Annotated in this window: 25 protein-coding genes; 9 read left to right on the plus strand and 16 right to left on the minus strand. The window is 59.3% G+C overall.

What is annotated here, in order from left to right:
* Positions 1 to 127 precede the first annotated feature (127 nt).
* The 5 genes from proA to gpt all read right to left on the minus strand — a co-directional run bounded on the left by proA (position 128) and on the right by gpt (position 4,990).
* Entirely contained in the window at positions 128 to 1,381 is a 1,254-nt protein-coding gene (gene proA / locus VSX58_RS19050; protein WP_327619475.1) for a glutamate-5-semialdehyde dehydrogenase, read from the minus strand.
* Positions 1,382 to 1,391: 10 nt separating this feature from the next.
* A complete protein-coding gene (gene proB, locus VSX58_RS19055; protein ID WP_327619476.1) occupies positions 1,392 to 2,495 on the minus strand; it encodes a glutamate 5-kinase in 1,104 nt (367 codons plus the stop codon).
* Between the two features lie 125 nt (positions 2,496 to 2,620).
* A complete protein-coding gene (gene crl, locus VSX58_RS19060; RefSeq protein ID WP_327619477.1) occupies positions 2,621 to 2,995 on the minus strand; it encodes a sigma factor-binding protein Crl in 375 nt (124 codons plus the stop codon).
* A gap of 59 nt (positions 2,996 to 3,054) precedes the next feature.
* Complete coding sequence (frsA, locus tag VSX58_RS19065; protein ID WP_327614315.1) at positions 3,055 to 4,305, minus strand: esterase FrsA; 1,251 nt, start codon at positions 4,303 to 4,305, stop codon at positions 3,055 to 3,057.
* A gap of 226 nt (positions 4,306 to 4,531) precedes the next feature.
* The gene (gene gpt / locus VSX58_RS19070) at positions 4,532 to 4,990 is read right to left on the minus strand and encodes a xanthine phosphoribosyltransferase (RefSeq protein ID WP_327614314.1); all 459 of its coding nucleotides are present in this window, start codon (positions 4,988 to 4,990) and stop codon (positions 4,532 to 4,534) included.
* 236 nt (positions 4,991 to 5,226) lie between these two features.
* Between gpt and VSX58_RS19075 the strand changes: the two genes are divergently transcribed.
* Both VSX58_RS19075 and pepD read left to right on the plus strand, forming a co-directional pair.
* Positions 5,227 to 5,604 carry a hypothetical protein gene (locus tag VSX58_RS19075; protein WP_327619478.1) on the plus strand — a complete coding sequence of 126 codons (378 nt, stop codon included), beginning with the start codon at positions 5,227 to 5,229 and terminating at the stop codon, positions 5,602 to 5,604.
* 460 nt (positions 5,605 to 6,064) lie between these two features.
* Positions 6,065 to 7,525: a beta-Ala-His dipeptidase gene (gene pepD, locus VSX58_RS19080; protein WP_327619479.1), complete on the plus strand. Its 1,461-nt coding sequence runs from the start codon at positions 6,065 to 6,067 to the stop codon at positions 7,523 to 7,525.
* Between the two features lie 27 nt (positions 7,526 to 7,552).
* On the opposite strand, the gene dinB is transcribed toward pepD, so the two are convergent.
* On the minus strand, positions 7,553 to 8,611 hold the full coding sequence (gene dinB, locus VSX58_RS19085; RefSeq protein WP_327619480.1) for a DNA polymerase IV: 1,059 nt from the start codon (positions 8,609 to 8,611) through the stop codon (positions 7,553 to 7,555).
* 196 nt (positions 8,612 to 8,807) lie between these two features.
* Between dinB and VSX58_RS19090 the strand changes: the two genes are divergently transcribed.
* A complete protein-coding gene (locus VSX58_RS19090; protein ID WP_327614310.1) occupies positions 8,808 to 9,578 on the plus strand; it encodes a class I SAM-dependent methyltransferase in 771 nt (256 codons plus the stop codon).
* 225 nt (positions 9,579 to 9,803) lie between these two features.
* Positions 9,804 to 10,526, plus strand: coding sequence for a peptidoglycan meso-diaminopimelic acid protein amidase (gene dpaA, locus VSX58_RS19095; RefSeq protein WP_327619481.1), 723 nt, complete (start codon positions 9,804 to 9,806; stop codon positions 10,524 to 10,526).
* On the opposite strand, the gene VSX58_RS19100 is transcribed toward dpaA, so the two are convergent.
* Complete coding sequence (locus VSX58_RS19100) at positions 10,497 to 11,264, minus strand: class II glutamine amidotransferase (RefSeq protein WP_327619482.1); 768 nt, start codon at positions 11,262 to 11,264, stop codon at positions 10,497 to 10,499. The genes dpaA and VSX58_RS19100 overlap by 30 nt on opposite strands.
* A 34-nt stretch (positions 11,265 to 11,298) precedes the next feature.
* On the minus strand, positions 11,299 to 11,883 hold the full coding sequence (lpcA, locus tag VSX58_RS19105) for a D-sedoheptulose 7-phosphate isomerase (protein ID WP_327614307.1): 585 nt from the start codon (positions 11,881 to 11,883) through the stop codon (positions 11,299 to 11,301).
* 315 nt (positions 11,884 to 12,198) lie between these two features.
* Between lpcA and fadE the strand changes: the two genes are divergently transcribed.
* Together fadE and yajD are read left to right on the plus strand one after the other, a co-directional pair.
* A complete protein-coding gene (gene fadE / locus VSX58_RS19110) occupies positions 12,199 to 14,634 on the plus strand; it encodes an acyl-CoA dehydrogenase FadE (RefSeq protein ID WP_327619483.1) in 2,436 nt (811 codons plus the stop codon).
* A gap of 136 nt (positions 14,635 to 14,770) precedes the next feature.
* On the plus strand, positions 14,771 to 15,121 hold the full coding sequence (yajD, locus tag VSX58_RS19115; RefSeq protein ID WP_319605506.1) for an HNH nuclease YajD: 351 nt from the start codon (positions 14,771 to 14,773) through the stop codon (positions 15,119 to 15,121).
* Between the two features lie 38 nt (positions 15,122 to 15,159).
* Here the strand turns inward: yajD and mtnK are convergent, their stop codons facing one another.
* Positions 15,160 to 16,362 carry an S-methyl-5-thioribose kinase gene (gene mtnK, locus VSX58_RS19120; RefSeq protein ID WP_327619484.1) on the minus strand — a complete coding sequence of 401 codons (1,203 nt, stop codon included), beginning with the start codon at positions 16,360 to 16,362 and terminating at the stop codon, positions 15,160 to 15,162.
* A 147-nt stretch (positions 16,363 to 16,509) separates the two neighbouring features.
* Between mtnK and mtnA the strand changes: the two genes are divergently transcribed.
* The gene (gene mtnA / locus VSX58_RS19125) at positions 16,510 to 17,550 is read left to right on the plus strand and encodes an S-methyl-5-thioribose-1-phosphate isomerase (RefSeq protein ID WP_327619485.1); all 1,041 of its coding nucleotides are present in this window, start codon (positions 16,510 to 16,512) and stop codon (positions 17,548 to 17,550) included.
* A gap of 49 nt (positions 17,551 to 17,599) precedes the next feature.
* Here the strand turns inward: mtnA and VSX58_RS19130 are convergent, their stop codons facing one another.
* The 5 genes from VSX58_RS19130 to VSX58_RS19150 form a co-directional block, all read right to left on the minus strand.
* Positions 17,600 to 17,986, minus strand: coding sequence for a type II toxin-antitoxin system VapC family toxin (locus tag VSX58_RS19130; protein WP_327619486.1), 387 nt, complete (start codon positions 17,984 to 17,986; stop codon positions 17,600 to 17,602).
* Complete coding sequence (locus tag VSX58_RS19135; protein ID WP_327619487.1) at positions 17,983 to 18,216, minus strand: type II toxin-antitoxin system Phd/YefM family antitoxin; 234 nt, start codon at positions 18,214 to 18,216, stop codon at positions 17,983 to 17,985. The genes VSX58_RS19130 and VSX58_RS19135 overlap by 4 nt, the downstream gene beginning before the upstream one ends.
* Before the next feature lie 93 nt (positions 18,217 to 18,309).
* Positions 18,310 to 18,855, minus strand: a complete 546-nt coding sequence (locus tag VSX58_RS19140; protein WP_327619488.1) for a 1,2-dihydroxy-3-keto-5-methylthiopentene dioxygenase — start codon at positions 18,853 to 18,855, stop codon at positions 18,310 to 18,312.
* Positions 18,852 to 19,541 (minus strand): acireductone synthase, encoded by a 690-nt coding sequence (mtnC, locus tag VSX58_RS19145; protein ID WP_327619510.1) that lies wholly within the window; start codon positions 19,539 to 19,541, stop codon positions 18,852 to 18,854. Before mtnC ends, VSX58_RS19140 begins: the two co-directional genes overlap by 4 nt.
* The gene (locus VSX58_RS19150) at positions 19,538 to 20,158 is read right to left on the minus strand and encodes a methylthioribulose 1-phosphate dehydratase (protein WP_327619489.1); all 621 of its coding nucleotides are present in this window, start codon (positions 20,156 to 20,158) and stop codon (positions 19,538 to 19,540) included. Before VSX58_RS19150 ends, mtnC begins: the two co-directional genes overlap by 4 nt.
* 153 nt (positions 20,159 to 20,311) lie before the next feature.
* On the opposite strand from VSX58_RS19150, the gene VSX58_RS19155 reads away from it, so the two are divergent.
* Both VSX58_RS19155 and VSX58_RS19160 read left to right on the plus strand, forming a co-directional pair.
* Positions 20,312 to 21,469 (plus strand): pyridoxal phosphate-dependent aminotransferase, encoded by a 1,158-nt coding sequence (locus VSX58_RS19155; RefSeq protein ID WP_327619490.1) that lies wholly within the window; start codon positions 20,312 to 20,314, stop codon positions 21,467 to 21,469.
* Positions 21,457 to 22,224: an amidohydrolase gene (locus tag VSX58_RS19160; RefSeq protein ID WP_327619491.1), complete on the plus strand. Its 768-nt coding sequence runs from the start codon at positions 21,457 to 21,459 to the stop codon at positions 22,222 to 22,224. Before VSX58_RS19155 ends, VSX58_RS19160 begins: the two co-directional genes overlap by 13 nt.
* 32 nt (positions 22,225 to 22,256) lie before the next feature.
* Here the strand turns inward: VSX58_RS19160 and hpxK are convergent, their stop codons facing one another.
* Positions 22,257 to 23,516: an allantoate amidohydrolase gene (hpxK, locus tag VSX58_RS19165; protein ID WP_327619492.1), complete on the minus strand. Its 1,260-nt coding sequence runs from the start codon at positions 23,514 to 23,516 to the stop codon at positions 22,257 to 22,259.
* Positions 23,513 to 24,757 carry a pyridoxal-phosphate-dependent aminotransferase family protein gene (locus VSX58_RS19170; RefSeq protein WP_327619493.1) on the minus strand — a complete coding sequence of 415 codons (1,245 nt, stop codon included), beginning with the start codon at positions 24,755 to 24,757 and terminating at the stop codon, positions 23,513 to 23,515. Before VSX58_RS19170 ends, hpxK begins: the two co-directional genes overlap by 4 nt.
* Positions 24,758 to 24,817 lie beyond the last annotated feature (60 nt).

A 24,817-nucleotide genomic window follows, 5' to 3' on the forward strand; every position in this document is an offset into this window, starting at 1 on the left:
CATCAAGCGGGTAATCGGAAATACCGCGACCCGCGATTGAAAAAAGCGGAACTAAACCATTTCGATAAAAGTTCAGGCAATCGCGCGCATATGGGGAATAGAATTATAGGCGCGCGAAAAACCTCCGCTATGGACGGATCAAATCGTCGCCGTAGCCAATCCATTTATATGTAGTCAGCGCTTCCAAGCCCATCGGGCCGCGCGCATGCAATTTTTGCGTACTGACGGCGACTTCCGCGCCCAGGCCGAATTGTCCGCCGTCGGTAAAACGGGTGCTGGCATTCACATAAACCGCCGAAGAATCCACCGCGCGGACAAAGCGTTCCGCGTTGCTCAGAGAACGCGTCAGAATCGCGTCAGAATGCTGCGTGCCATGTTCGCGGATATGCGCCACCGCCGCTTCCAAATCGCTCACCAGCGTGACGTTAAGGTCGTTTGACAGCCACTCATCGTCATAGTCGTCCGCTTCCACCGGCACGACCCGCGCCGGCCCCTCGGCCAAATAGGGAATGGCCGACGCGCCGGCATGTAAAGTGACGCCGGCCGCCGCCATTTTTTGGCTCAGCTGAGGCAGGAAGTCAGGCGCAATATTTTCATTAACCAGCAGGGTTTCCAGGCTGTTGCAGGCGCTGGGACGCTGTACCTTGGCGCTTTCTATCACCGTCAGCGCTTTATCGAAATCGATGCTTTCGTCCGCATAGATGTGGCATACCCCAATCCCGCCGGTAATGACCGGGATGGTCGACTGTTCGCGGCACAGGCGATGCAAGCCGGCTCCGCCGCGCGGAATCAGCATGTCGACGTAGCGATCCAGCTTCAGCAGTTGGCTAACCAGTTCGCGGTCGGGGCTTTCGATCGCCTGCACCGCTGATTCCGGCAAGCCGCACTGCGCCAGCGCCTGTTGAATCACCTTTACCGTCGCCGCGTTGGTGCGATAGGTCTCCTTCCCGCCGCGCAGGATCACCGCATTGCCGGTTTTCAGGCACAGCGAGGCGACATCGATGGTCACGTTGGGACGCGCTTCGTAAATCACCCCGACAACGCCGAGCGGCACGCGCCGACGTTCCAGCTTCAGGCCGCTGTCCAGTATACGGCCGTCGATCACCAGCCCCACCGGATCAGCCAAGCGGCACACCTGACGCACATCGTCGGCAATGGCCGCCAGCCGCTCCTGGGTCAGCAACAGCCTGTCGAGCAGCGCGTCGCTCATGCCGTCGCGTCGCGCCTGCGCCACGTCCTGCGCGTTGGCCGCCAGAATCCGCGCGCTTTCCGACTGCAGTAAATCGGCGATCGTCGCCAACGCGCGATCTTTCTCGGCGGTACTGAGTACCGACAGTTGATAAGAGGCCGCTTTCGCCGCTTTGCCCATTTGTTCAAGCATCGCGTACTCCTTAATTAATAATCATATCGTCTCGATGGACCGCCACCGGACCGTATTCGTAGCCGAGAATATCGGCAATCTGCTGGGAATGGTGTCCGGCGATCATGCGCAGCGCATCGCTGTTGTAGCGGGTGACCGCATGGGCCAAATCCCGTCCGGCCAGGCTGCGGATGCGAACCACCTCGCCGCGGGAGAAATCCCCCGTTATCTGGCGGATCCCTTTCGGCAATAACGAACTGCCGCGCTCAAGGATCGCCGACAGCGCGCCATCGTCCACCATGATTTCGCCGGCCGGCGGCGCGCCGAAAATCCAGCGCTTCCGCTTCTCCAACGGCGCTTCCAGCGCATGAAAACGCGTACCGACGGAGACATCCGCGATAACATCGCCAATCACGCCCGGTTTGTTGCCCGCGGCGATAACCACATCGATGCCGGCCCGGCAGGCGACATCGGCCGCCTGAAGCTTGGTCGACATGCCGCCGGTGCCCAATCCGGATACGCTGTCGCCCGCCACGCTGCGCAGCGTATCGTTGATGCCGGTCACTTCGCGAATCAGCTCGGCATCCGGGTTCTTACGCGGGTCGGCGGTAAACAGCCCGGCCTGATCGGTCAGCAATAAAAGCTTATCCGCATCGGCCAGGATGGCCGCCAGCGCGGAGAGGTTATCGTTATCGCCGACCTTGATTTCCAGCGTCGCCACCGCGTCATTTTCATTAATAACCGGGACGATATGGTTATCCAGCAGCGCCCGCATGGTGTCGCGCGCGTTGAGAAAACGTTCGCGATCTTCCAGATCGGCGCGCGTCAGCAACATCTGTCCGATATGAATGCCGTAGATGGAAAACAGCTGTTCCCATAGCTGAATCAACCGGCTTTGCCCTACCGCCGCCAGCAGCTGTTTGGAGGCGATGGTTGCCGGCAGTTCCGGGTAGCCCAGGTGTTCGCGTCCGGCGGCTATCGCCCCGGAGGTGACGATAACGATGCGGTGCCCCGCCGCATGCTGCTGCGCGCACTGGCGCACCAGTTCAACAATATGGGCACGATTCAGGCGGCGTGAACCGCCGGTCAGCACGCTGGTGCCAAGTTTCACGACCAAAGTTTGGCTAGCGCTCATAATTTTTCTGCCGTTGAAATTATCAAAAAGAATAAATAAGAAAAACGTTGTAACAGGCCGGGCGCATTATGCCAACAGGCACAACGCGAAAACCCGCGAATAAATCGGGGATCAGACGGGGAGCATCACGGTCGTGCGGTTAATGAACAGACCGGATCCAGAGATTGCAGGAGGGTTTCCAAACGGGTATGAAAGGCTTCTTTTGTGCTTTCCAACTTATCCATCACGGCCTTATCTTTAATTTTCTCTTCGCGCCAGTTACCGCTTTTATCAAATAAACCAAAACGATAGTCGTAGACAAAGGTTTGCTCCTGCGCTTCGAGATCCAGCCACCAACCCCAGAATTCGCGTTTTTCCGGGGCGGGTTTGACATTGACGCAAACGGCCAGGCAATCGAAGAAAAAATGGTCGTACTCACACTGCGCTTCGCGTATATATGGCCCCAGAGAAGCAAAGTTTTTCATGAGTCTGCTTTTCGTATGTCCACTCGGTAGCATCATTCGGCAATCTCCTTGGTTTGAACACCCTTTTTAGCAGAGTATGATAATTTATCAATCAACTAAGCTAAATTTTGGCCTAACCAACGGGTGATTTGCTGTAACGCCTGATGGAAGTTCTGATAAACCGGCGAAAAATTAACCGGCAGCAGTTTTCCCTGCTGTGAGGAGTTGACGATCAGCGCCGCCTCTTCTTTCGGACAGACCAGGTCGTTATCCCAATATCCGGCCAGCATCGGCGTCGGGCAACGCCGTCCCAGCAACCCTTGCGTTTTTAGCGAATAACGGCTCAGCTCGATTTTCAGCGCCTCGTCGGTAGAAAACGGCATCCCCAGACGGCTCGCCAGCACATCCATAAACATCCCCGGCACCTGCCGCTGGCGCTCCGCGTCGCACAACAGGTGATGCACCACCGGGCCAAGGCAGGCGACGCCGCGCAAACGCTGAGACTCCAGATACGCCAGACGCACGGCGATATTGGCGCCGAAGCGGAAGCCAAACGCCCCGACGCGGCAATGATCCACCCACGGCACGTCCGGCAAAGCCCGCAAAACCTGCTGATGCAGGAAGCTGGAGTCCTGATGCAGTTTCCAGCGCGAGGAGAAGCCGACCGACGGCACATCAATGGTCAGCATCGCCATCCCGGCCGGCGCCATGTAATCGCGGAACAGGCGGTAGTAATCGCTTTGCAGCATTTCCAGGCTGCCGCACATCAGGATGGTCGGGAAAGGCGCCTCGCCTTCCGGCGGCAGATGCAGAAACCCGGTCAGCGAACCGCCGCCTTCGATCGGGAAGGTCAGCTCTTTCAACCCGTAGGGAAGATATTTCGCGGCCTCTTCATAAGCGCGGTTGGCCAGCGTCTGAGCCTGTTCGGCCAGCTCATCGCCCTTAATATGGGGATACGCCGCGATGCTATACAAATTCGCGGCGTTCAGCCAATAGCGGCCGTTCTGTTCGGCCTCGCCGTCGTCCGTCACTCGCTGCTGCCAGCCGGCGCCCTGCTTAACCCATTCATAAATCCAGTTGCCGCTGCGGTAGCCGATAACCGTATCCAAAAATCGATCGGCGCTCCTTTCCGCCTTGCTGACGGCGATGCGCGCCAGCACATCTTCGATATCCCAGGGATCGACGCCGCGCCAGATCCACATCAGCCGGTTCAAGATGCGGTACCAGCTACCGGTGTTCTCCCCCTCCAGCGCGGAGTGGATCCTTAACGCATCCCGGTCGCGGCACGCGCGTTTGACCAGCGTCGAGGTTTCAGGATGTTTAAAAGATGGCTTGAACAGGGTTTCGGACAGGTTAGCTTGCGCCACAGTGGTCTCCCTTTATGTCAGCGACACTAAACTCAGCCCTGAGTGTAGCGAACTCATCCCGGTGAAGACAAACGGCAGCGCGCACAAATCGCGTCAAAGGCGCACAATCAGCCCGACGCGTTCATAAATGAGGGGGAATACGAGCCAAGAGGGAGGGCGCCGATCGGCATCAACGCCCGGTATCGCCGGGCGTTGGGCAAACAGCAGATAAAACGACTGACGACTATCAGCGGTCGGATAACGGCGGAACGAATACCACGCCCATATCCCACGGCTGTTCGATCCAGGTATGCTGAGGGATATCGACGATATAGTCGTCAACCAGCGGTTTGCCGGCCGGTTTAGCGAAAATCGTGACGAAATGCGCTTTGGGATACATATCGCGGATCGCTTTCGCCGTTCCGCCGGTATCGACCAAATCGTCTACGACGATAAAGCCTTCGCCATCGCCCTCGGCGCGCTTGAGCACTTTCATTTCACGCTGGTTATCGTGGTCATAGCTAGAGATGCAAACCGTATCCACGTGACGGATACCCAGTTCGCGCGCCAGCAGCGCGCCGGGAACCAGACCGCCGCGGCTAACGGCGATAATGCCTTTCCATTGTTCGGCAGGCAGTAAGCGCTGTGCCAGTTTGCGGGCATGAATTTGCAACATATCCCAGGTTACGACGTACTTTTCGCTCATAAAATATATCCCAGCCGAATAGAAATGGCTTACGTTGAGTCTGAGGGGAAAAAAGGTTGCGCGGGATTATAGATATCCAACGACATAAAAACCAGCGTTTCTCCGCGTTATCACCGCGTTTACTCCGCCTATGCGCAGTCTAAACAAAAATTTGGCGATAGCTAAGTACAAAAAGAGATTGGACGCTTCCGGCGGAAAAATATATTAAAAGGAAAACGAACCCACCGGAGACAACCATGAGCGAACTCTATGTTTTAGTCCAGGAGCAGCTTGGCGCGATCGGCGCGGCGTTAGCCATTGGGCTGGCCGCATGGTTTTACGGCGAACTGGTTTATGACGGATTGACCGCCGGTTTCAAAACGCGGTGGAAAAACACGGAAACGCTGCGGGGGAAAGTCGTACGCCGCCGCCATCTTCCCGCGCAAAAAACGCTTACGCTGATTGATAATGTCTACAGCTATATTCCGGTACATACGCTGGAAAGCGAAAAATATATCCTGGATATCGAAGCCTGCGGCCGATGCTATCAGGTGGAAGCCAGCGAGGCTGAATTTCGCGCGTTGTCGGTGGGCGACAGGGTGACCATCCACCACCGCGGCGGTTTAATCATTTGACTCGGCTAAACGGCCGCGCTGCGCCCTATTATTTTCCTATCGTATGCCCGTCAGTCCCCCGTACGCAAAGGTTTGCCCCGCCGCTCCACGCGGGATAAACCGCCGGAATAAGGCGGATTCGTTTTTTAATGGCGGCCTCCCCCACCCTTAACGGAAAGTGATATTCTGTTTCCAGACGCCATAGTAACCCGGCGGATTTCAGGGGCTCGCCCGGCGGCGACCTGAAAGATGAATCTATACCCGTCATACTTCAAGTTGCTGGTGCGTTGGCTTGGTTACTCGCCCCATCCGTGGGGCGAGTAACATCTGACGTTGTCAACGGTCTGAAAAACGCTTTTGGCGTTTTTGTTCCGCAACGCGAATTATTTAGGGTATATCGGCCCAGTAGCGATTAACTTTCAACCCGTAGCGCCTCCGCGCCAGACGCGAAGACAGGCCTGCCGAAAAGGAGACTTTAATAGTGTCTGAACTGTCTCAACTTGCCCCACAGCCGCTGTGGGATATTTTTGCCAAGATCTGTTCCATCCCTCACCCCTCTTACCATGAAGAAGCGCTTGCCGCGCATATCCTGTCGTGGGCAAAAGAGAAAGGCATTCATGCCGAGCGCGATCGGGTCGGCAATATTCTGCTGCGCAAAGCGGCGACGCCGGGCATGGAGAAGCGCAAGCCGGTCGTTTTGCAGGCGCATCTGGATATGGTGCCGCAGAAAAACAACGATACCGCGCATGATTTCACCAAAGATCCGATCCAGCCCTATATTGACGGCGAATGGGTAAAGGCGCGCGGCACCACGCTGGGCGCGGATAACGGCATCGGTATGGCTTCGGCGCTGGCGGTACTGTTCGATAACGGCGTGAAACACGGCCCGCTGGAAGTGTTGCTGACCATGACCGAGGAGTCCGGCATGGACGGCGCCTTCGGTCTGCAGCCCAACTGGCTACAGGGCGAAATTCTGATCAACACCGATTCGGAAGAAGAAGGCGAAGTCTACATGGGCTGCGCGGGCGGCATCGACTTTATTACCCGGCTGCCGCTGGAGCGCGAAACGCTGCCCGCCGGTTATCAAACGCTGACCCTGACGCTCAAGGGGCTGAAAGGCGGCCACTCCGGCTGCGATATTCATCTGGGCTTGGGCAACGCCAATAAATTGCTGGCGCGCTTCCTGTTCGAACAGGCCGATAAGCTGGATATCCGTATCCTGAATCTGAACGGCGGCACGCTGCGCAACGCCATTCCGCGTGAAGCGTTCGCCACGCTGGCGCTACCGGCGGCCGACGTCGAGCGCTTCAAAGCGCAAAGTCAGGAGTATCTGGCGCTGCTGAAAAACGAACTGTCCGCGGCGGAGAAAAATCTGACCCTGCTGGTCGAAACATCCGACAGCACAGCGCACCCCTTGACCAAAGCGGTCGGCGACCGGCTATTGGCCCTGCTGAACGCCATGCCGAACGGCGTCATCCGCATGAGCGACGTGGTGAAAGGCGTAGTGGAAACCTCGCTGAACATCGGCGTGGTGACGATGGATGAAAAACAGGCCGAAATCAACTGCCTGATTCGCTCGCTGATCGACAGCGGCAAAGATGCCGTGGTCGGCGCGCTGACGGCGCTGGGGCAGTTGGCGGGCGCCGAAACCACGCCCAAAGGCGGCTATCCCGGCTGGCAGCCCGATGCGGACTCCCAGATTATGCGGCTGGTGCGGGAAACCTATCAAAAGCTGTTTGACAAAACGCCGAGCATTATGGTCATCCACGCCGGTCTGGAGTGCGGGCTGTTCAAAGAACCTTACCCCAATATGGATATGGTCTCCATCGGACCGACCATCACCGGGCCCCACTCGCCGGACGAACGGGTGCATATCGCCAGCGTCGGCCAATACTGGCAGCTGCTGACCGCCCTGCTGAAGGCGATCCCCGAAAAATCCTGATCGCGCGATGCGGCTTTTCGAAGCCGCCTATCCCCAATCGAGCACCAACTGGCGCTCAATCTGCGGGTCGAGCAGCGCGACGTGCAATCCCACCAGCCGAACGCCGCGCTCGTCGCGCCTCTCCTCCCAGGTTTGCCGCGCCAGCGCGAGCAAATCCTGCTTATTCAATACCGGCCATACGTGTTCCTGAGTGGTTTGGCGAAAATCATCGAACTTCAGCTTTACCCCTTGCCGCGCAATATGCAGGTCGGGTTTGACGCGCTTTAAGCGTAATTCAAGTTCCTGATAGAGCTGTTCGATTAGGCTTTCACACTGATGCCAGTGGTGGATATCCTGCGCCAGCGTTTTCTCCACGCCGACCGATTTGCGTAACCGGTCTGGCGAAATAGGCCGCTCATCAATGCCGTGACAACGCTCCCACAGCACCCGGCCAAATTTACCGAAGCTCTTTAATAACTCGCTCAACGAGTGATTGCGCACATCGGCGCAGGTCAGCATGCCCTTCTCTTCCAGCCGCTTCGCCGTCACTTTGCCGACGCCGGGTATCTTTGCCAACGGCAGCTGCAGCAAAAACGCGTCCACCTTATCCGGCGGGATAACATACTGACCGTTCGGTTTATTCAGCTCTGAAGCGACCTTGGCCAGAAATTTTATCGGGGCGACGCCCGCGGATGCGGTCAGGCGCAGTTCAGCGAAAATAACCCGACGGATCTCCTCCGCAATCAGCGTTGCGGAGCCGTTACAGAGAGTGCTGTCGGTGACGTCCAGATAGGCCTCATCAAGAGAAAGCGGTTCAATCAGCGGCGTGTAGCGCGCAAAAATCTCCCGGATCTGGCGGGAAGCCGCCTTATACACCTCCATCCGGCCGGAAAGCAGCGTCAGCCGCGGGCACAGACGCAGCGCCGTCGCCGTCGCCATCGCGCTGCGCACCCCATAGCGCCGGGCCGGATAATTGGCGGTGCTGATCACGCCCCGGCGATCGGCGCTGCCGCCTATCGCCAGCGGAATGTCGCGCAGGCGCGGATTATCACGCATCTCAATTGCCGCGTAGAAGCAATCCATATCGACATGAATGATTTTGCGCATACCACCTCCGGGAGACTGTATAAATATACAGATCAAGATTGCCATAAACAAGCTGGCGAACCAGGCGCCGGCTTTCCGCGGGCCGGCCATCCCCCAACGACGGAAAAGGGCGTTTCTCCTCCCGCAGGCGCTATTGCCGTGTTAACCTCTTCCGTAGCCATTTCAGGACAAAGCCGCCACAAAAAAGAGGGTCGTAATGGAAAGTAAACAGAGTCACAGCGACAGCGTCGAACGCCAGTTTGGTTCACAGGCGCAAAACTATCTGACCAGTTCGGTGCATGCCCAGGGCAAGGATCTGGAGCGGCTGTCAGCCTTATTGGCCGGCTTCCCTCACGCCAGCGTCATCGATCTGGGGTGCGGCGCCGGACACGCCAGCTTCGTTGCCGCACAGGCGGTGAAAGAGGTTGTGGCTTACGATCTCTCGTCACAAATGCTGGCAGTCGTCGCCGAGACGGCCGAACAGAAAGGCCTGGCCAATATCCGCACGCGGCAGGGCGTCGCTGAATCGCTGCCGTTTGCCGACGCCAGCGCCGATATCGTTATCAGCCGCTATTCCGCCCACCACTGGCACGACGTCGGACAGGCGCTGCGTGAAATCAGGCGCGTGCTGAAACCGGGCGGCCGGGTCGTCATGATGGATGTGGTATCGCCGGGCCATCCGCTGCTGGATATCTATTTGCAGACGGCGGAAAAACTGCGCGACGCCTCGCACGTGCGCGACTACTCGCCCGGCGAATGGCTGAGCATGTTCACCGATGCGGGATTTATCGTGCGTAACGTCGCCAGCGACCGTCTGACGCTGGAGTTCAGCAGTTGGATCGCCCGCATGCGCACTCCCGACTATTTCGCCGTCGCGATCCGCGAGCTGCAAAAAACCCTGGCCGCAGAAGTGGTTCAGCACTTTGCGGTACGGGATGACGGCTCTTTTACAACCGATATAATGATGTTTGAAGCGACAAAATCGTAATCATCGATTACTCGCCCGGTTTGCTGCAGCTGAATAAATAATGGACAGCGGAAATGACATCGCCTTAAATCCGCGGTTCATTAATTTATAAATATATTTGTTTTTCTCTCTTGATTAAAATTAAGGCGGTGATAATGTGAAACCGTTTAATTTCGCCTCATGGCAAAGGAATACGGGACATTGAACCGTATTACGTAGCACAGCCTTTATTCATCAGGATCCATAATGCAAAAAATCGCGCTGTCATTTGCGATGCTGTTTTTTTTGCCATCCCTTACCGTTAGCTGCGCGGCCAGCGAACCTGCGCCGCTAGCAAAAGACCAGAAGCAACAGCTATTGGGCTCGCCGATCTATATTCAGATATTTAAGGAAGAGAGAGTATTAGAACTTTACGCCAAGGTCGGGAATGAATATCGCCTATTGGAAAACTATCCAATTTGTAAATATTCGGGCGGGCTTGGGCCAAAACGCGTTGAGGGGGATTTGAAAAGCCCGGAGGGGTTCTATCAGATCGATCTCCGCCAGCTCAAGCCGGATAGCCATTATTATCGCGCGATAAACATCGGTTTTCCTAATGAGTATGATAAATCGCAAGGATATTCCGGCCGCTACCTGATGATCCACGGCGAATGTGTTTCCGTGGGCTGTTATGCCATGACCAATAATTATATTGACGAGATTTATCGTTATGCGGAACAGGCGTTGCTTAACGGGCAGTCGAAAATAGAGCTGGCGATCTATCCGTTCCGCATGACGGAAAAAAATATGCAGCGCCACCGTAATTCCGCCTACTCCGCTTTCTGGCGTCAGTTACAGCCCGGCTACGCTTATTTCAACCAGCACTATCAGCCGCCGGCCATCACGGTGTTTAACGGACAGTACGTCGTTAGCCCACCGTTGGTGACCAGCGGTCCGGTATCAAATTACGCGTTCGCCGAAACGAAATAGAACAAATTCGCCTGGCATAATCTTATGCCAGGTTTCATTGCCGGTCAGCGGCTGCGTCGCCAGCACCGTCACCACATCGTCGGGCGTGGTCTGCTGCTGAAAATCAATTTCCACATCCTGATCCAGTAACGTCGCCTTGCCGAAAGGCGCGCGGCGGGTAATCCAGTAAAGGTTGCTGGAACAGTAGCCCATCACAAACTGCCCGTCGGACAGCAGCATATTGAACACCCCTTTCCCGCGCAGGAAATCCGCCTGTTCGGCAATATAGCGGAACACCGCGGGCCAGTTGCCCGGCGTGCGCGGATAGCGTTGCGACAGCTGGTATAACAGCCAGCAGAAGGCAAATTCGCTATCCGTCTGGCCGACCGGCCGAAACGTGCCGGTCTTTAACGAACGATACCCTTTTAACTGCCCGTTATGCGCAAACGTCCAGTTTCTGCCCCAGAGTTCGCGGGTAAAAGGATGGGTATTCTCCAGCGCCACGGATCCCCGATTCGCCTGACGAATATGCGATACCACGGCGCAAGACTTGATGGGATAATCCTGCACCAGCCGAGCTATCGGCGAGCTATAGCTTGGCAGAGGGTCCTTGAACGTCCGGCAGCCGTGCCCTTCATAAAACGTAATTCCCCAACCGTCCCGGTGCGGCCCCGTCAAGCCGCCACGCTGTACCAACCCGGTAAAACTGAAACAGATATCCGTCGGCACATTTGCGCTCATCCCAAGCAGTTCACACATGGTAAATCTCTTAACCTCTCTTGCGCGCCTGGCGTTATCCTTTAGCGGCCATTTCTTTTTCAATCAGTTGGATAAGGATGTGTATCGCTTTGATATGAATTTCCTGAATACGGTCGGCGTAGCCGAAATGCGGCACGCGGATTTCCACATCCGCCGTGCCGGCCATTTTGCCGCCGTCTTTACCCGTCAGCGTAATGACCTTCATTCCCTTCGCCTTCGCCGCGGCGATCGCCTTAATAATATTGCCGGAATTACCCGAGGTTGAAATCCCCAACAGCACGTCGCCTTCACGCCCCAGAGATTCGACATAACGAGAGAAAACAAAGTCATAACCGAAGTCGTTGCTGACGCAGGAGAGATGGCTTGGGTCAGAGATGGCGATCGCCGGGTAGCCCGGACGGTTTTCCCGGTAGCGGCCGGTCAGCTCTTCGGCAAAATGCATCGCATCGCAGTGCGAGCCGCCATTACCGCAGGAAATCACTTTCCCGCCCGATTTAAACGCGTCGGCCAGCAATACCGCAGCATTTTGGATAGACTGAATATTCGCATCATCGCTTAAAAAAGCATCCAGCGTTGCCGCCGCCTCTTTCAGTTCACTACGGATTAAGTCTTGGTACATGGAACCCTCTCAATTGTCCGGTGACATCATCATATTCTGTTATGCAGTGTAACGGATTGCCGAAACAGCGAGAAGCGCGCAATGTCACGATCGCCAGGATCGCCGGCAACAATCGGAAAATACCGGGCAGCCGTCCAGACTGTGAGTCAGGTTGTAATTGCGATGTAAACAAATTGATAAAAACAGGCGCGTGAACTACAACAATCATAAGCCAGCAGGTCGGACCTGTTGCCGGGCGCTGTTCCATCAGGCGTAACGCCCGGAAAGTAACTGGAATACCTTGCGGAAGGTCGACGACAACGCGGGAGATACGCTATGGTCGCTATCAGCACGCTTCTTTTACTGATTATCATCGGCGCCGTGTTCTATCACCGCCTCAGCCTGTTGTTAAGCAGCGCGATCCTGCTGGCCTATTGCGCCGCCCTATCGGCCACGCAGTTGTGGCCCGCCTGGCTGATGATCCCGCTGGCTATCCTATTAATCCCGCTCAACGTCGCGCCGCTGCGCCGCCGGCTCTTTTCCGCCGCCGCCCTGCCTCTTTTTCAAAAGGCGATGCCGCCGATGTCGCAGACGGAGAAAGCGGCCATCGACGCCGGAACGACATGGTGGGAGGGCGAGCTGTTCCGCGGCGCGCCGGATTGGCGCCGGCTGCATGACTACCCGCCGCCGCGGCTGACGCCCGAAGAACAGGCCTTTATCGATGGGCCGGTCGAAGAAGCCTGCCGTATGGCAAACGACTTCGAAATTACCCATGAGCTTGCCGATCTGCCGCCGGAACTGTGGGACTTTTTAAAACAGCATCGCTTCTTCGCCCTGATCATCGAAAAACGGTACGGCGGACTGGAATTTTCCGCCTACGCCCAGTCGCGGGTGCTGCAAAAACTGGCCGGCGTCTCCAGTATTCTGGCGATCACCGTCGGCGTCCCCAATTCACTGGGCCCCGGCGAACTATTGCAACATTACGGCACCGACGAACAGAAAAACCGCTACCTGCCGCGCCTGGCCCGGGGACAGGAGATTCCCTGCTTTGCGCTGACCGGCCCGGAAGCGGGCTCGGACGCCGGCTCGATACCGGATAGCGGCGTGGTGTGCTACGGCGACTGGCAAGGCGAGCGGGTGCTGGGCATGCGCCTGACCTGGAATAAACGCTATATCACCCTGGCGCCGATAGCCACCGTACTCGGTCTGGCCTTCAAGCTGTACGATCCGGACCATCTGCTGGGCGAAACGGAGGACCTGGGCATTACCTGCGCCCTGATCCCCGCCGATACCGCCGGAGTGCAAATCGGCCGCCGCCATTTCCCGCTGAACATCCCGTTTCAGAACGGGCCGACCCAGGGAAAAAATATTTTCGTACCGCTGGATTACATCATCGGCGGCCCGACGATGGCCGGACAGGGATGGCGCATGCTGATGGAGTGCCTGTCCGTCGGGCGCGGCATCACGCTGCCGGCCAACTCCACCGGCGGGCTGAAGTCCATCGCCCTTGGCATCGGCGCCTATGCGCGCATTCGCCGCCAGTTTAAAATCGCCATCGGCAGGATGGAGGGCGTTGAAGAGCCGCTGGCGCGCATCGCCGGCAACGCCTATATGATGGACGCCGCCGCGACGCTGATCGCCAGCGGCATTATGCAGGGCGAAAAACCGGCGGTGCTGTCCGCCATCGTCAAATACCATTGCACCCACCGCGGCCAGCGCGCGGTAATGGACGCCATGGATATTGCCGGCGGAAAGGGCATCTGCCTCGGCCCCGCCAATTTTCTGGCGCGTTTCTATCAGGGCTCCCCCATCGCCATCACCGTTGAGGGGGCGAATATTCTGACCCGCAGCATGATCATTTTCGGCCAGGGGGCGATCCGCTGCCACCCGTATGTGCTGGAGGAGATGGTGGCGGCGCAGGATGCGGATATTCCCCGTTTCGATCGCGCGCTGTTCGGCCATATCGGACACATCGCCGGCAGCGCGGCGCGCAGCTTCTGGCTGGGGCTGACCAACGGCCGACTGAGCCGCGCGCCGGTGCACGACGAAACCCGCCGTTACTATCAACGCCTGAATCGCCTGAGCGCCAACATGGCGCTGCTGGCCGACGTCGCCATGGCGACGCTGGGCGGCAGCCTGAAACGGCGGGAGCGTATTTCCGCCCGTCTAGGGGATATTCTCAGCCAGCTGTATCTGGCCTCCGCCACGCTGAAGCGCTATGACGACGAGGGCCGTCAGAAAGCCGACCTGCCGTTGGTTCACTGGGCGATTCAGGACTGCCTCCACCAGGCGGAGCTGGCGTTGAGCGATCTGTTGCGCAACTTTCCCGACCGCGCCGTCGCCCGGCTGCTAACATGCATCCTCCTGCCGCTGGGACGCGGCAGCGCGGCCCCGTCAGACCGTCTGGATAGCCAGGTGGCGCAGCTGCTGCAAACGCCGGGCGCCGCGCGCAGCCGTTTGGGGCGCGGACAATATCTGGCCGCCGGCGAGCACAATCCGGTCGGCCTGCTGGAAGAGGCGCTGCGGGATATTCTCGCCGCGGAGGCTATTTATCAGCGTTTATCAAAGGATAACGCTAAGCCTCTGCCGTTTACCCAGTTGGATGCCTTGGCCGAACTGGCGCTGGCGGAGGGGAAAATCACGGCGGACGAAGCCCAGATTCTCCGCAAAGCGGAAGCCAGCCGCCTACGTTCGATTAACGTCGACGATTTCGCCGCCGATGCGCTGGCGGCGGCGCGGCGCGAGCGCGCGGAAAAAACGCAGGCGGCGTAACGGCGGCGCTATCGCTATTAGGAAACAACGCTTTTAGCGTTTTTGTCCCGCAGCTCGAATTATTTTGGGTATATACCGCGGGTCAACCGGGGTAAAATAGCGGCTTTCGACATAATCATAATGAAGAGAGCACGCCATGGCATATATCCCTAAAAACTACGCGAAGCTCGAAAGCGGCTATCGTGAAAAAGCGCTGAAGCTCTTCCCGTGGGTATGCGGCCGCTGCTCGCGCGAGTTCGTTTACTCCAACCTGCGCGAGCTTACCGTCCATCATATCGACCACGACCACAGCAATAACCCGGAAGACGGCAGCAACTGGGAGATGCTGTGCCTCTACTGTCACGACCATGAGCACTCAAAATATACCGACGCGGATATTTACGGTTCGACCGTGGTCGCGGGTGAAGACGCCCAGAAAGATGTCGGCGTCGCGACGCATAATCCCTTTGCCGATCTGAAGGCGCTGATGGAGAAAGGAAAAAAGTAAGCGCGATGGGGCGATAAATCGCCGCAGGCGGCGTTTTTTTACCCCGCGCTTTGACGCACGCGCACCTGCAGCGCATCCGCATCGGCGATGCGCGGCGCGGCGAGAATCAGCGTCCTGCCCAGGCGTAGCGCGCTGCGTTGGCATGCAGCCCGGGCGTCGTCATCCGCAATATCGTCAAGATCGGCGACGTGCGCCAGCCCGATGGTGCGGCGAATCAGTTCGCTGCCGCAATAACCGATCGCATCCTGCCATACCTGCTGCAAAAAGCGTTCGGCATAGCCCGGCTCAGCCAAAGAGGGGTCACGCGCATGATTCCGGCTCAGCGCCAAAAAACGCGCCGCGAAGCTATGCCATAGCGTCCGCGCGTCGCTAAGACGTCGCGCTCTTGCGGCGTCCGCTTCGCGCGGCGCCAGCAGCCCGGGTAAACCGCAGTAGTTCAGCAGCAGGTTGCCCAACGCCGTACCCACATCGAACCCTATCGGCCCATAGAAACCAAATTCGGCGTCAATCGCCTTCAGGCGCCCTTCCGCGACAAAAATCGACCCGCTATGAATATCGCCGTGCAACAGCGCTTCCGCTTTGCTTAAAAAACGGTGCTTTAATTCCGCCACCGCCACTTTCAATGCCCGATCGTCGCGCAGCGCGCGCACATCGGACGTCAACGCCGCGTCAAACCGGTTTCTTTCATGATCGATATAAGGATCGGTAAAAAATAGATCTTCGGTGATCTGACACAGTTCAGGATTGGTAAACCGAATCACCGCCGCCTTTTTATCGTGCGGCGCCTGATAAAAATCCGAGGTGTGGAACAGGGTTTGCGCCAGATACTCGCCCAACTGCTCGGCGGCCTGGGGATAGAAAACCCCCTTCATCAGCTCGCCGCGCCAGATGCGATGATCGGAAAGATCCTCCTGCACCATCACCGCCAGTTCGGCATCATGGTGCAAAACGGCCACCGTGTGCCGGGGGCAAAACCGCGCGTGGGTCAGCAGCGTTTCGGCTTCAATGCGCGCGCGATCCAGCGTCAGCGGCCAGGATTCGCCGACGCAACGCACGTAGGGCAGCGCCTGTTTGACGATCGCCCGGCTCTTTCCCTGAACATCGCGGATCTTAAATACCAGGTTCAGATTACCGTCGCCGATCTCTTCTGCGGCGACCAGCTCTTGCGGATCGTCCATCCCGCCGTGCAGACGGGCATATTCCACGGCATCGTCAGCCGTAAAGGTGCGGTAAAGCGGCATTGCCAACCCCTTTTTAATTCATCCATCTACCGTTTTAAGGACCCTGAGAGACTTAGACATAAAAGCGTCTGGACATCTATACTTCTGCGAAGCATATTGGCAGAATAAGAAAATTGATGCAATAGCACAACACGGATTTAACCACTCATGCAAAACATTAACACCACCAGTCTAAGAATCGTCGACGATCGGCTCTGGATCCTCGATCAGCAGGCGCTGCCGCAGGAAACGCGCTGGCTCCCCTGCCCGGACGTCGCGGCGCTGGTTGAGCATATCCAAACGCTGCGGGTACGCGGCGCGCCGCTTATCGGCCTCTCCGCCAGCCTGCTGCTGGCGCTGCTGGCGGGAGAGGGGCTCGCCAGAGCGCGGCTGACGCAGGCGCTGGAGACGCTGCGCGCCGCGCGCCCGACGGCGGTGAATCTGATGAATAATCTGGATCGGATGAGGCTCGCGCTGGCGCAGCCGCGCTATGTCCAGGCCATGGAACAGGAAGCGCTGCGGCTGGTGGAGGAAGACCGCCGGCTGTGTGAAAACATCGCCGATTACGGCGCCGCGCTGGTCAAGCCCGGCAGCCGCCTGCTGACCCACTGCAACACCGGCGGGCTGGCGACCGCCGGTATCGGCACCGCCATCGGCGTCCTGCTGCGCGCGCATCGGCAGGAGAAAATTACCCGGGTATGGGTGGATGAAACCCGGCCCTTGCTGCAGGGAGGCCGCCTCACCGCCTGGGAGCTGGGAGAATTGGGCATTCCTTATCGGCTGATTTGCGACTCCATGGCCGCCAGCCTGATGGCGCAGGGAGAGGTAGACGCGGTGTGGGTGGGCGCGGATCGCATCGCCGCCAACGGCGATGTCGCCAATAAGATCGGCACCTACAGCCTGGCGGTATTGGCGCGCTATCACCGGATTCCGTTCTACGTCGCCGCGCCGCACACCACGCACGACCCGGCCTGTCCGAACGGCGGCGCCATCCCCATCGAGCAGCGCGCCGCCGCCGAGGTCGTCGGCGTCTCCGGCCGTTTCGGCCGCTGTCAGTGGGCGCCCCAGGATGCGCCGGTCTACAACCCGGCCTTCGACGTTACGCCGGCCGACTTAATCAGCGCTTGGGTGCTGGATACCGGCATTGTGACGCCGCAGGCGGCGCAAGAGGGGGTATTCCGCTCGGCGCTGGGGGAAAGGGAAGCCTGATCGATCTCAACGCCGGTCGACGGATTGGCGCAGCCAATAGTTACGCCGTTCAATTTCTCGCATTGAGCAGTCGGATACCATATTGGGAAAAGATGCTGTCGGCGGAAACCAGCGTCAAGCCTTCCATTTGAGATTGCGCGATAAGCATCCTGTCAAACGGATCGCCATGATGGAGCGGTAAATCCCCGGCCTGTTCAGCATGAGCATGGGATATCGACAACGCATAAAAGTTATTACGCTCCATGGCTTCATCAAAATCCACATCAAACTGAAGTTTGCCAATGGAGCGTTTTATGGCGATTTCCCAAGGCGTTACCGCGCTGACGAATACACTGTTGCTTCCTTTTGCAATTGAACTCCGGGCGACCGGCCCCAGCGCCGGATCGTTGGTCAGCCACCAGATAAATACATGAGTATCAATCAACAGACGTTTCATTCATCGGCCTCAAACATCCTTTGAATATCCCTATCGGCCTCGTCAAAACGGCGATCCATCGCGATACGGCGCTCATACCCGCCCGGCGTTCTGTCGCCCTGAGACACCGGGATAAGCTGGACATAAGGTTTACCCGCCTTGGCGATAATCACCGTCTCCCCCTCCGCCGCTTGATCCGCAAGCTGGCTAAGCCGGGACTTGGCTTCATGCATATTGGCCTGAACTGTCATGCTCACCTCCTTAGCTAGATTAGCTAATCTATAATGAGGTAAAAAAAAGCGCCGGTCAAACCGGCGCAGGCAGGATGTAAAAACAGATCGCGCTCACCCCGTCAGCTTCGGATAAGCCTCCGCAATCTTGTCGCCGGTGAAATGCGCGACCCAGCCTTCCGGGTTATCGAAGAGACGAATGGCGGTGAAGTGCGGCTCCGGCCCCATATCAAACCAGTGCGCGGTGCCGGCCGGAACGGATAGCAGATCGTTTTTCTCGCACAGGATCTGAAAAATCTTGCCTTGCAGATGCAGACAGAACAGCCCGGCGCCCTCAACGAAGAAACGCACCTCGTCCTCGCCGTGGGTGTGCTCGGCAAGAAATTTGGCGCGCAGTTCGGCGCGCTGCGGATTGTCCGCCCGCATACTGATGACATCCCAGCTTCGGTAGCCTTTCTCCGCCACCAGCCGGTCGATTTCGTGCCGATAGGCCGCCAGCACTTCCGCGGAATCCGGGCTGGCGCTTAACGGCTGGTTCGCCTGCCAGCGTTCAAACCGCACGCCGATGGCGTCCAACTGCCGGCGGATGGCTTGCGCATCCCGACTTTGCCAAATCGGTTGGCGGGCGTCGCTATCGCTAAAGATGGTTAGTGCGCTCATTGGGCATACTCCTGTAAATCGATTTGGTCAAAACTCGCCGCCTGACGGTGGCCGCTTACGTCATCAGCATCGGAACGAGTCAGCTGACAGGTCTGCCATCCGGCCTGCCGCGCGGCGTCCAGCTCCTGGCGAATGTCCGACAGAAACAGCAACTGCCCGCCGGGCTGGCCGATGGCCTGCGCGATGGCGCGATAAGAGGCGGCTTCACGCTTGGCGCCGACGCGGGTATCAAAATAGCCGCTGAACAGCGGGCGCAGATCGCCGGCCTCGCTGTGGCCGAACAGCAGCCGCTGCGCCTCGACCGAGCCGGACGAATAGACGTACAGCGCGATGCCCTGCCGCCGCCATTGCGCCAGCTGGAGCGGGACGTCGGGATAAACATGGCCGCGAAAATCGCCGTTAAGATAGCCGCTGCGCCAGATAATCCCCTGCAGCAGCTTCAACGCGGGAGATTTGCGATCCTCATCCATAAAGCGGTTCAGCGCCGCAATCAGCGCGGCGTCATCCGCGTCCGGCCGACCCAGTTCCTCACGCAGCGCCGCCAACGCCCGGGCGATCTCCTCACTCTGTTCCCGTTGCCGCACCGTCTCCGTCAGGCGGGCGCGGGCGTAGGGAAACAGCACGTTATGCACGAAACGAATATCGCTGGTGGTGCCTTCAATATCGGTAACTATGGCGTTAATCACCCCCATTTGACCTCCAACAGACGGCGTTGCAGCTCGCACTGAAACAGAAACTCCAGCCCTTCGAGGTGACGGCGCGCCTCCGCCACGCTATCGCCCCAGCAGTAGAGGCCGTGGCCGCGCACCAGAAATCCGTAACGCAGCGGTTCGCTATCCGCACGGGCGGCGACCTGGCGCGCCAGCGCGGCAATGTCCTGATCGTTGTCGAAAATCGGGATCGCGACGCGATCCAAGTGGCTTTTCTGCCCGCTAAGCGACTTCTGCATTTCGTAGCCTTGCAGCATCAGCGCCGGGCCGCTCTCCACTCTGGAGAGCACGGTCGCATTGACCGAATGGGTATGCAGCACCGCGCCGGCGCGCGGATAGGTGCGGTACAGCAGCGTGTGCAGCCCGGTTTCCGCAGAAGGGGTACGGTCGCCGGACACATGATTGGTGGCGATATCCACGCGCAGGAAGTCATCGGCCTGTAAGCCGCCTTTATCCTTGCCCGATTCGGTAATCAGGCACTGGCGTTCATCAAGGCGCACAGACATATTGCCGCCGGTCGCCGGACACCAGCCTTTTTGGCCGATCCAGCGGCAGGCGGCGAGCAGTGCCGCGATTTGCAGGTTTTCCGTCATCTTACTTCCCGTTTTATGGTACTTAGTACCTTTAGTTATGACTTAATCTTCAATGATATTTAGCCGTTTAAACGTCCAAGCGTCTTGATTGCCAAATACTAACATCGTGTTATATTGGCTAGCAATACAGGCTTGCAGGAGTCCTTATCAGTCATGAGCGCCGCACTTATTCCCGAAAGTAAACTGCCTTCACTCGGCACCACCATTTTTACGCAGATGAGCGCACTCGCGCAGCAGCACAACGCCATCAATCTCTCGCAGGGCTTTCCCGACTTTGACGGCCCGGATTATCTGAAACAGCGTCTGGCCTACCACGTCAGCCAGGGGGCGAACCAGTATGCGCCGATGACCGGCGTCGCCCCGCTGCGGGCCGCCATCGCCGAGAAAACCGCCGAGATCTATGGCTGGCGGCCCGACGTCGATACGGAGATCACCGTCACCGCCGGCGCGACGGAAGCGCTGTTTGCCGCCATCGCCGCGCTGGTGCGTCCCGGCGACGAAGCGATCTGTTTCGATCCCAGCTACGACAGCTACGCGCCGGCGGTGGCGCTGGCGGGCGGCGTGCTGAAGCGCGTCGCGCTGCAGCCGCCGGCGTTTCGCGTCGACTGGGCGGAGTTCTCCGGCCAGCTGAGCGATCGCACCCGCCTGGTGATCCTCAACACGCCGCACAACCCCTCCGCCACCGTATGGGGAAAAGAGGACTTCCAGCAGCTCTGGCAGGCCATTGCCGCGCGCGAGATCTACGTGCTGAGCGATGAGGTGTATGAGCATATTTGTTTCGCCGCGGAAGGTCACGCCGGCGTACTGGCGCATCCGTCGCTGCGTCAGCGCGCCGTCGCCGTCTCTTCGTTCGGCAAGACCTTTCATATGACCGGTTGGAAAGTGGGCTACTGCATCGCGCCGGCCGCGCTGAGCGCCGAAGTGCGCAAAATCCACCAATACCTGACGTTCGCGGTCAATACGCCCGCGCAGCTGGCGATTGCGGATATGCTGCGGGAACAGCCCGACCACTGGCGCGCCCTGCCCGATTTTTATCGCGCCCGGCGCGATCGTTTTGTCAATGCGCTGGCCGACAGCCGTTTCAAAACCCTGCCTTGCGCGGGCACCTACTTCCTTTTGGCGGACTACGGGGCGATTTCCGATCGCGACGACGTCGACTTCTGCCGTTGGCTAACCGAGCACGTGGGCGTGGCGGCGATTCCGCTGTCGGTGTTCTGCGCCGATCCGTTCCCGCATACGCTGATTCGGCTATGCTTCGCCAAACAGGAGTCCACGCTGGATGCCGCCGCGGAGCGCCTATGTCGACTTTGAAAATCACCCTCTTGCAGGAGCCGCTGATCTGGCAGGACGCCGCGGCCAACCTGAGCCATTTCGATGCGCTGCTGCCCACCGTCACCGGCCGCGATGCGATCATTTTGCCAGAAATGTTTACCAGCGGTTTTTCGATGGAGGCGGCGCACAAAGGGCTTGAGCAGCCGGTAATCGAGAACTGGCTGCGCCAGTGGGCGCAGCGCAATAATAGCTTGATCGGCGGCAGCGTCGCCGTACGCACGCCCAAAGGCGCGGTCAACCGCTTTCTGCTGGCCGACCCGTCGGGCCACCTTTATCACTATGACAAACGCCATTTATTCCGCATGGCGGACGAGCATCAATATTATCAGCCCGGCGCGGAGCGCACCGTTATCGAGTGGCGCGGCTGGCGGATCTGCCCGCTGATTTGCTACGACCTGCGTTTCCCCGTGTGGTCGCGCAACCGTCGGGATTACGATCTGCTGCTGTATGTGGCCAACTGGCCGGCGCCGCGCGCCGCGCACTGGCGGACGCTGCTGGCCGCGCGGGCGATTGAGAATCAGGCCTATGTCGCCGGATGCAACCGGGTAGGCAGCGACGGCAACGGCCATAGCTATCAGGGCGACAGCCTGGTCATTAATCCGCTGGGAGAAACGCTGGCCTCCGCGCCGCCGAACCGGGCGGCGCGGCTGGACGCAGAGCTGTCTTTGGAAACGCTGCAAAGCTACCGCGAGACCTTCCCCGCCTGGCGCGATGCGGACCGGTTTTCACTCTGAAAACAGGCGACGGAGGGCGCCACAATGGCGGACTAGCTATCCCGGAAGGTCAGTACCATCGCTTCCAGCGCGCTTAACGCCAGCGCCACGTCCGCCGTCATCACCGACTCGTCGGGATGATGGCTGACCCCGCTCCGGCAACGGACAAACAGCATGGCGACCGGCCAGCGTTCGGCGATGGCGATGGCATCATGCCCGGCGCCGCTCGGCAGCGACAGACTGCGCCCCTGCACCTGTTCGACCACTCGGACCAAACGTTGTCGCAAGCCCGTATCGCAGCGGGTCGCCGCGATGCGGTAATACTCCTGCGCCGTGAACCGGCATCCGCGCTCGACGGCGATGTTCTGCGCCGCGGCCAGCAGTTTCTGCAGCAAAGCGTCCAGCGCCGCATCTTCCGGCCCGCGAATATCCAGCGTTAATTTTACCTCGCCGGGAATGACGTTGGCCGCTCCCGGCAGACACTGCAGCGTGCCGAAGGTGGCCACCAGATAGGGATCGCTCTCCTGCGTCAGCCGCTCCGCCAGCGCCATCCAGTGCGCAGCCGCCGCCAGCGCGTCCTGACGCCGGCTCATCGGCACCGTCCCGGCGTGCCCGGCCGCGCCGAAAAACGCGCAGTTGAGACGACGCGCGCCGTTAATCGCCGTGACGACGCCCAGCGCCAGCCCCTGCTGTTCCAGGCAGGGGCCCTGTTCAATATGCAACTCCAGGTAGGCGGCGATGTCGCCGGCCGGGCGCGCCGCCTGCGCGATGGCCCGCGGATCCAATCCGGCGGCTATCAGCGCCTGCTCGACCGTAATGCCCCGCGCGTCCCGGCAACTCAGCCACTCGGCCGGCCAGGAGCCGGTCAGGCCGCGGCTCCCCAGCAGGGTGATGCCGAAGCGGGTGCCCTCTTCATCGCCGAATCCGACGACTTCCAGCGCCAGCGGCAGACGAATATTGCGCCGGTGCAGCGCACCGACGGCTTCGATAGCCGTTAAAACGCCCAGCATCCCGTCATAGCGCCCGGCGTTGCGCACCGTATCAAGGTGAGAGCCCAGCAGCAGCGCCGGCGCGTCCGGCTGCCGGCCTTCATAACGCCCGCAGATATTGCCGACGCTATCCTGCCAGACGCGCATTCCGGCTTCGCGCATCCATTCGCCGACCAGCGCATTGGCGCGCAGATGCTCCGGCGACAGATAGACGCGCGTGAGCTGTCCGGCGGTTTCGCTAATTTCCGCCAGCGCATCGCAGCGCGCCATAACGCGCCGCGCCGCGGACTGCGCGGCAAACGTCGACATCGGGGCGTGGCTCATGCACGTCCCCCGTCGGCGGCATAGCAATCCCACGCGGCCTGCAGCGCGGCGCCCTGAGCCGAGCGGAATCCCAAACGATTCAGCACCGCCTCCAGCGCGCTTAAGGTCTGCATGACGCAATCTTTACGGGCGTTATAACCCATGGTGCCGATACGCCAGATCTTACCCTGCAACGGCCCGAAGGAGGTGCCGATTTCAATGGCGAAATCATCCAGCAGCATCTTCCGCACCTGCTCGCCATGAATCCCCGGCGGGATCGCCACGCCCAGAACGTTATTCATGCGATGGCGGGGATCGCCGAACGCCTCCAGCCCCATCGCCCGAACGCCGGCGACCAGCGCCGCCCCGTGCAACGCATGGCGGGCAATGCAGCGATCCAATCCCTCCTCGACGATAATGCGCGCGCATTCGCGGGCCGCAAACAGCATGCTGGTGGCCTCCGTGTGGTGATTCAGCCGCTCCGGCCCCCAGTAATCCATCACCATGCCGAGGTCGAAGTAGTTGGAGTAGATCATTTCATCGTCGCCATCCTGATGCGCGTCGGTACGGATCCCCTGCTCGACGCATTTACGGCGGCGGATCGCCGCCTCCATCCGCGGGCTAAGGGTAATCGGCGCGCTGCCGGACGGGCCGCCCAGGCATTTTTGCAGCCCGGCGGAGGCCGCATCCAGCCCCCAGGCGTCGGTCTCCAGCGCATTTCCGCCGAACGAGGCGGTGGCGTCGGTATAAAACAGCACATCGTGACGGCGGCAAATATCCCCCAGCTCCGCCAGCGGCTGCAGCATGGTGGTCGAGGTATCGCCCTGCACCGTCAGCAGCAGCCGCGGCCGCACGCGTTTAATCGCATCTTCGATCCGATCCGGCGTGAACACCTCGCCCCAGGGCGCCTCGATGGTATGCACCTCGGCGCGGCAGCGGCGGGCGATCTCGCACAACAGATGGCCGAAACGGCCGAATACCGGCACCAGCACTCTGTCGCCAGGGCGGATCGCCGACAGCAGAATCGCCTCTATGCCGGCCCGCGATGTGCCGTCCACCAGCATGGTCCAGCGATTTTCAGTACGGAACAGCCGGCGGTAAAGCGCCATCACCTGATTCATGTAGTTGGTCATCGCCGGGTCATACTGCCCGATCAATTGGCTGGCCATGGCACGCAGTACGCGCGGATCGGCATTGATCGGCCCCGGCCCCATCAGTAAACGGTGAGGGGGATTGATCTGCGCATAGGGTTCATTGTTCATTGTGGTTTGCCTCTCCTGAATAACCTTGGCTCCCATTTATGGGGGATCGATGTCAATTAT

Source organism: Brenneria populi (assembly GCF_036016195.1).
GTDB classification, from domain to species: Bacteria; Pseudomonadota; Gammaproteobacteria; order Enterobacterales; family Enterobacteriaceae; genus Brenneria; species Brenneria populi.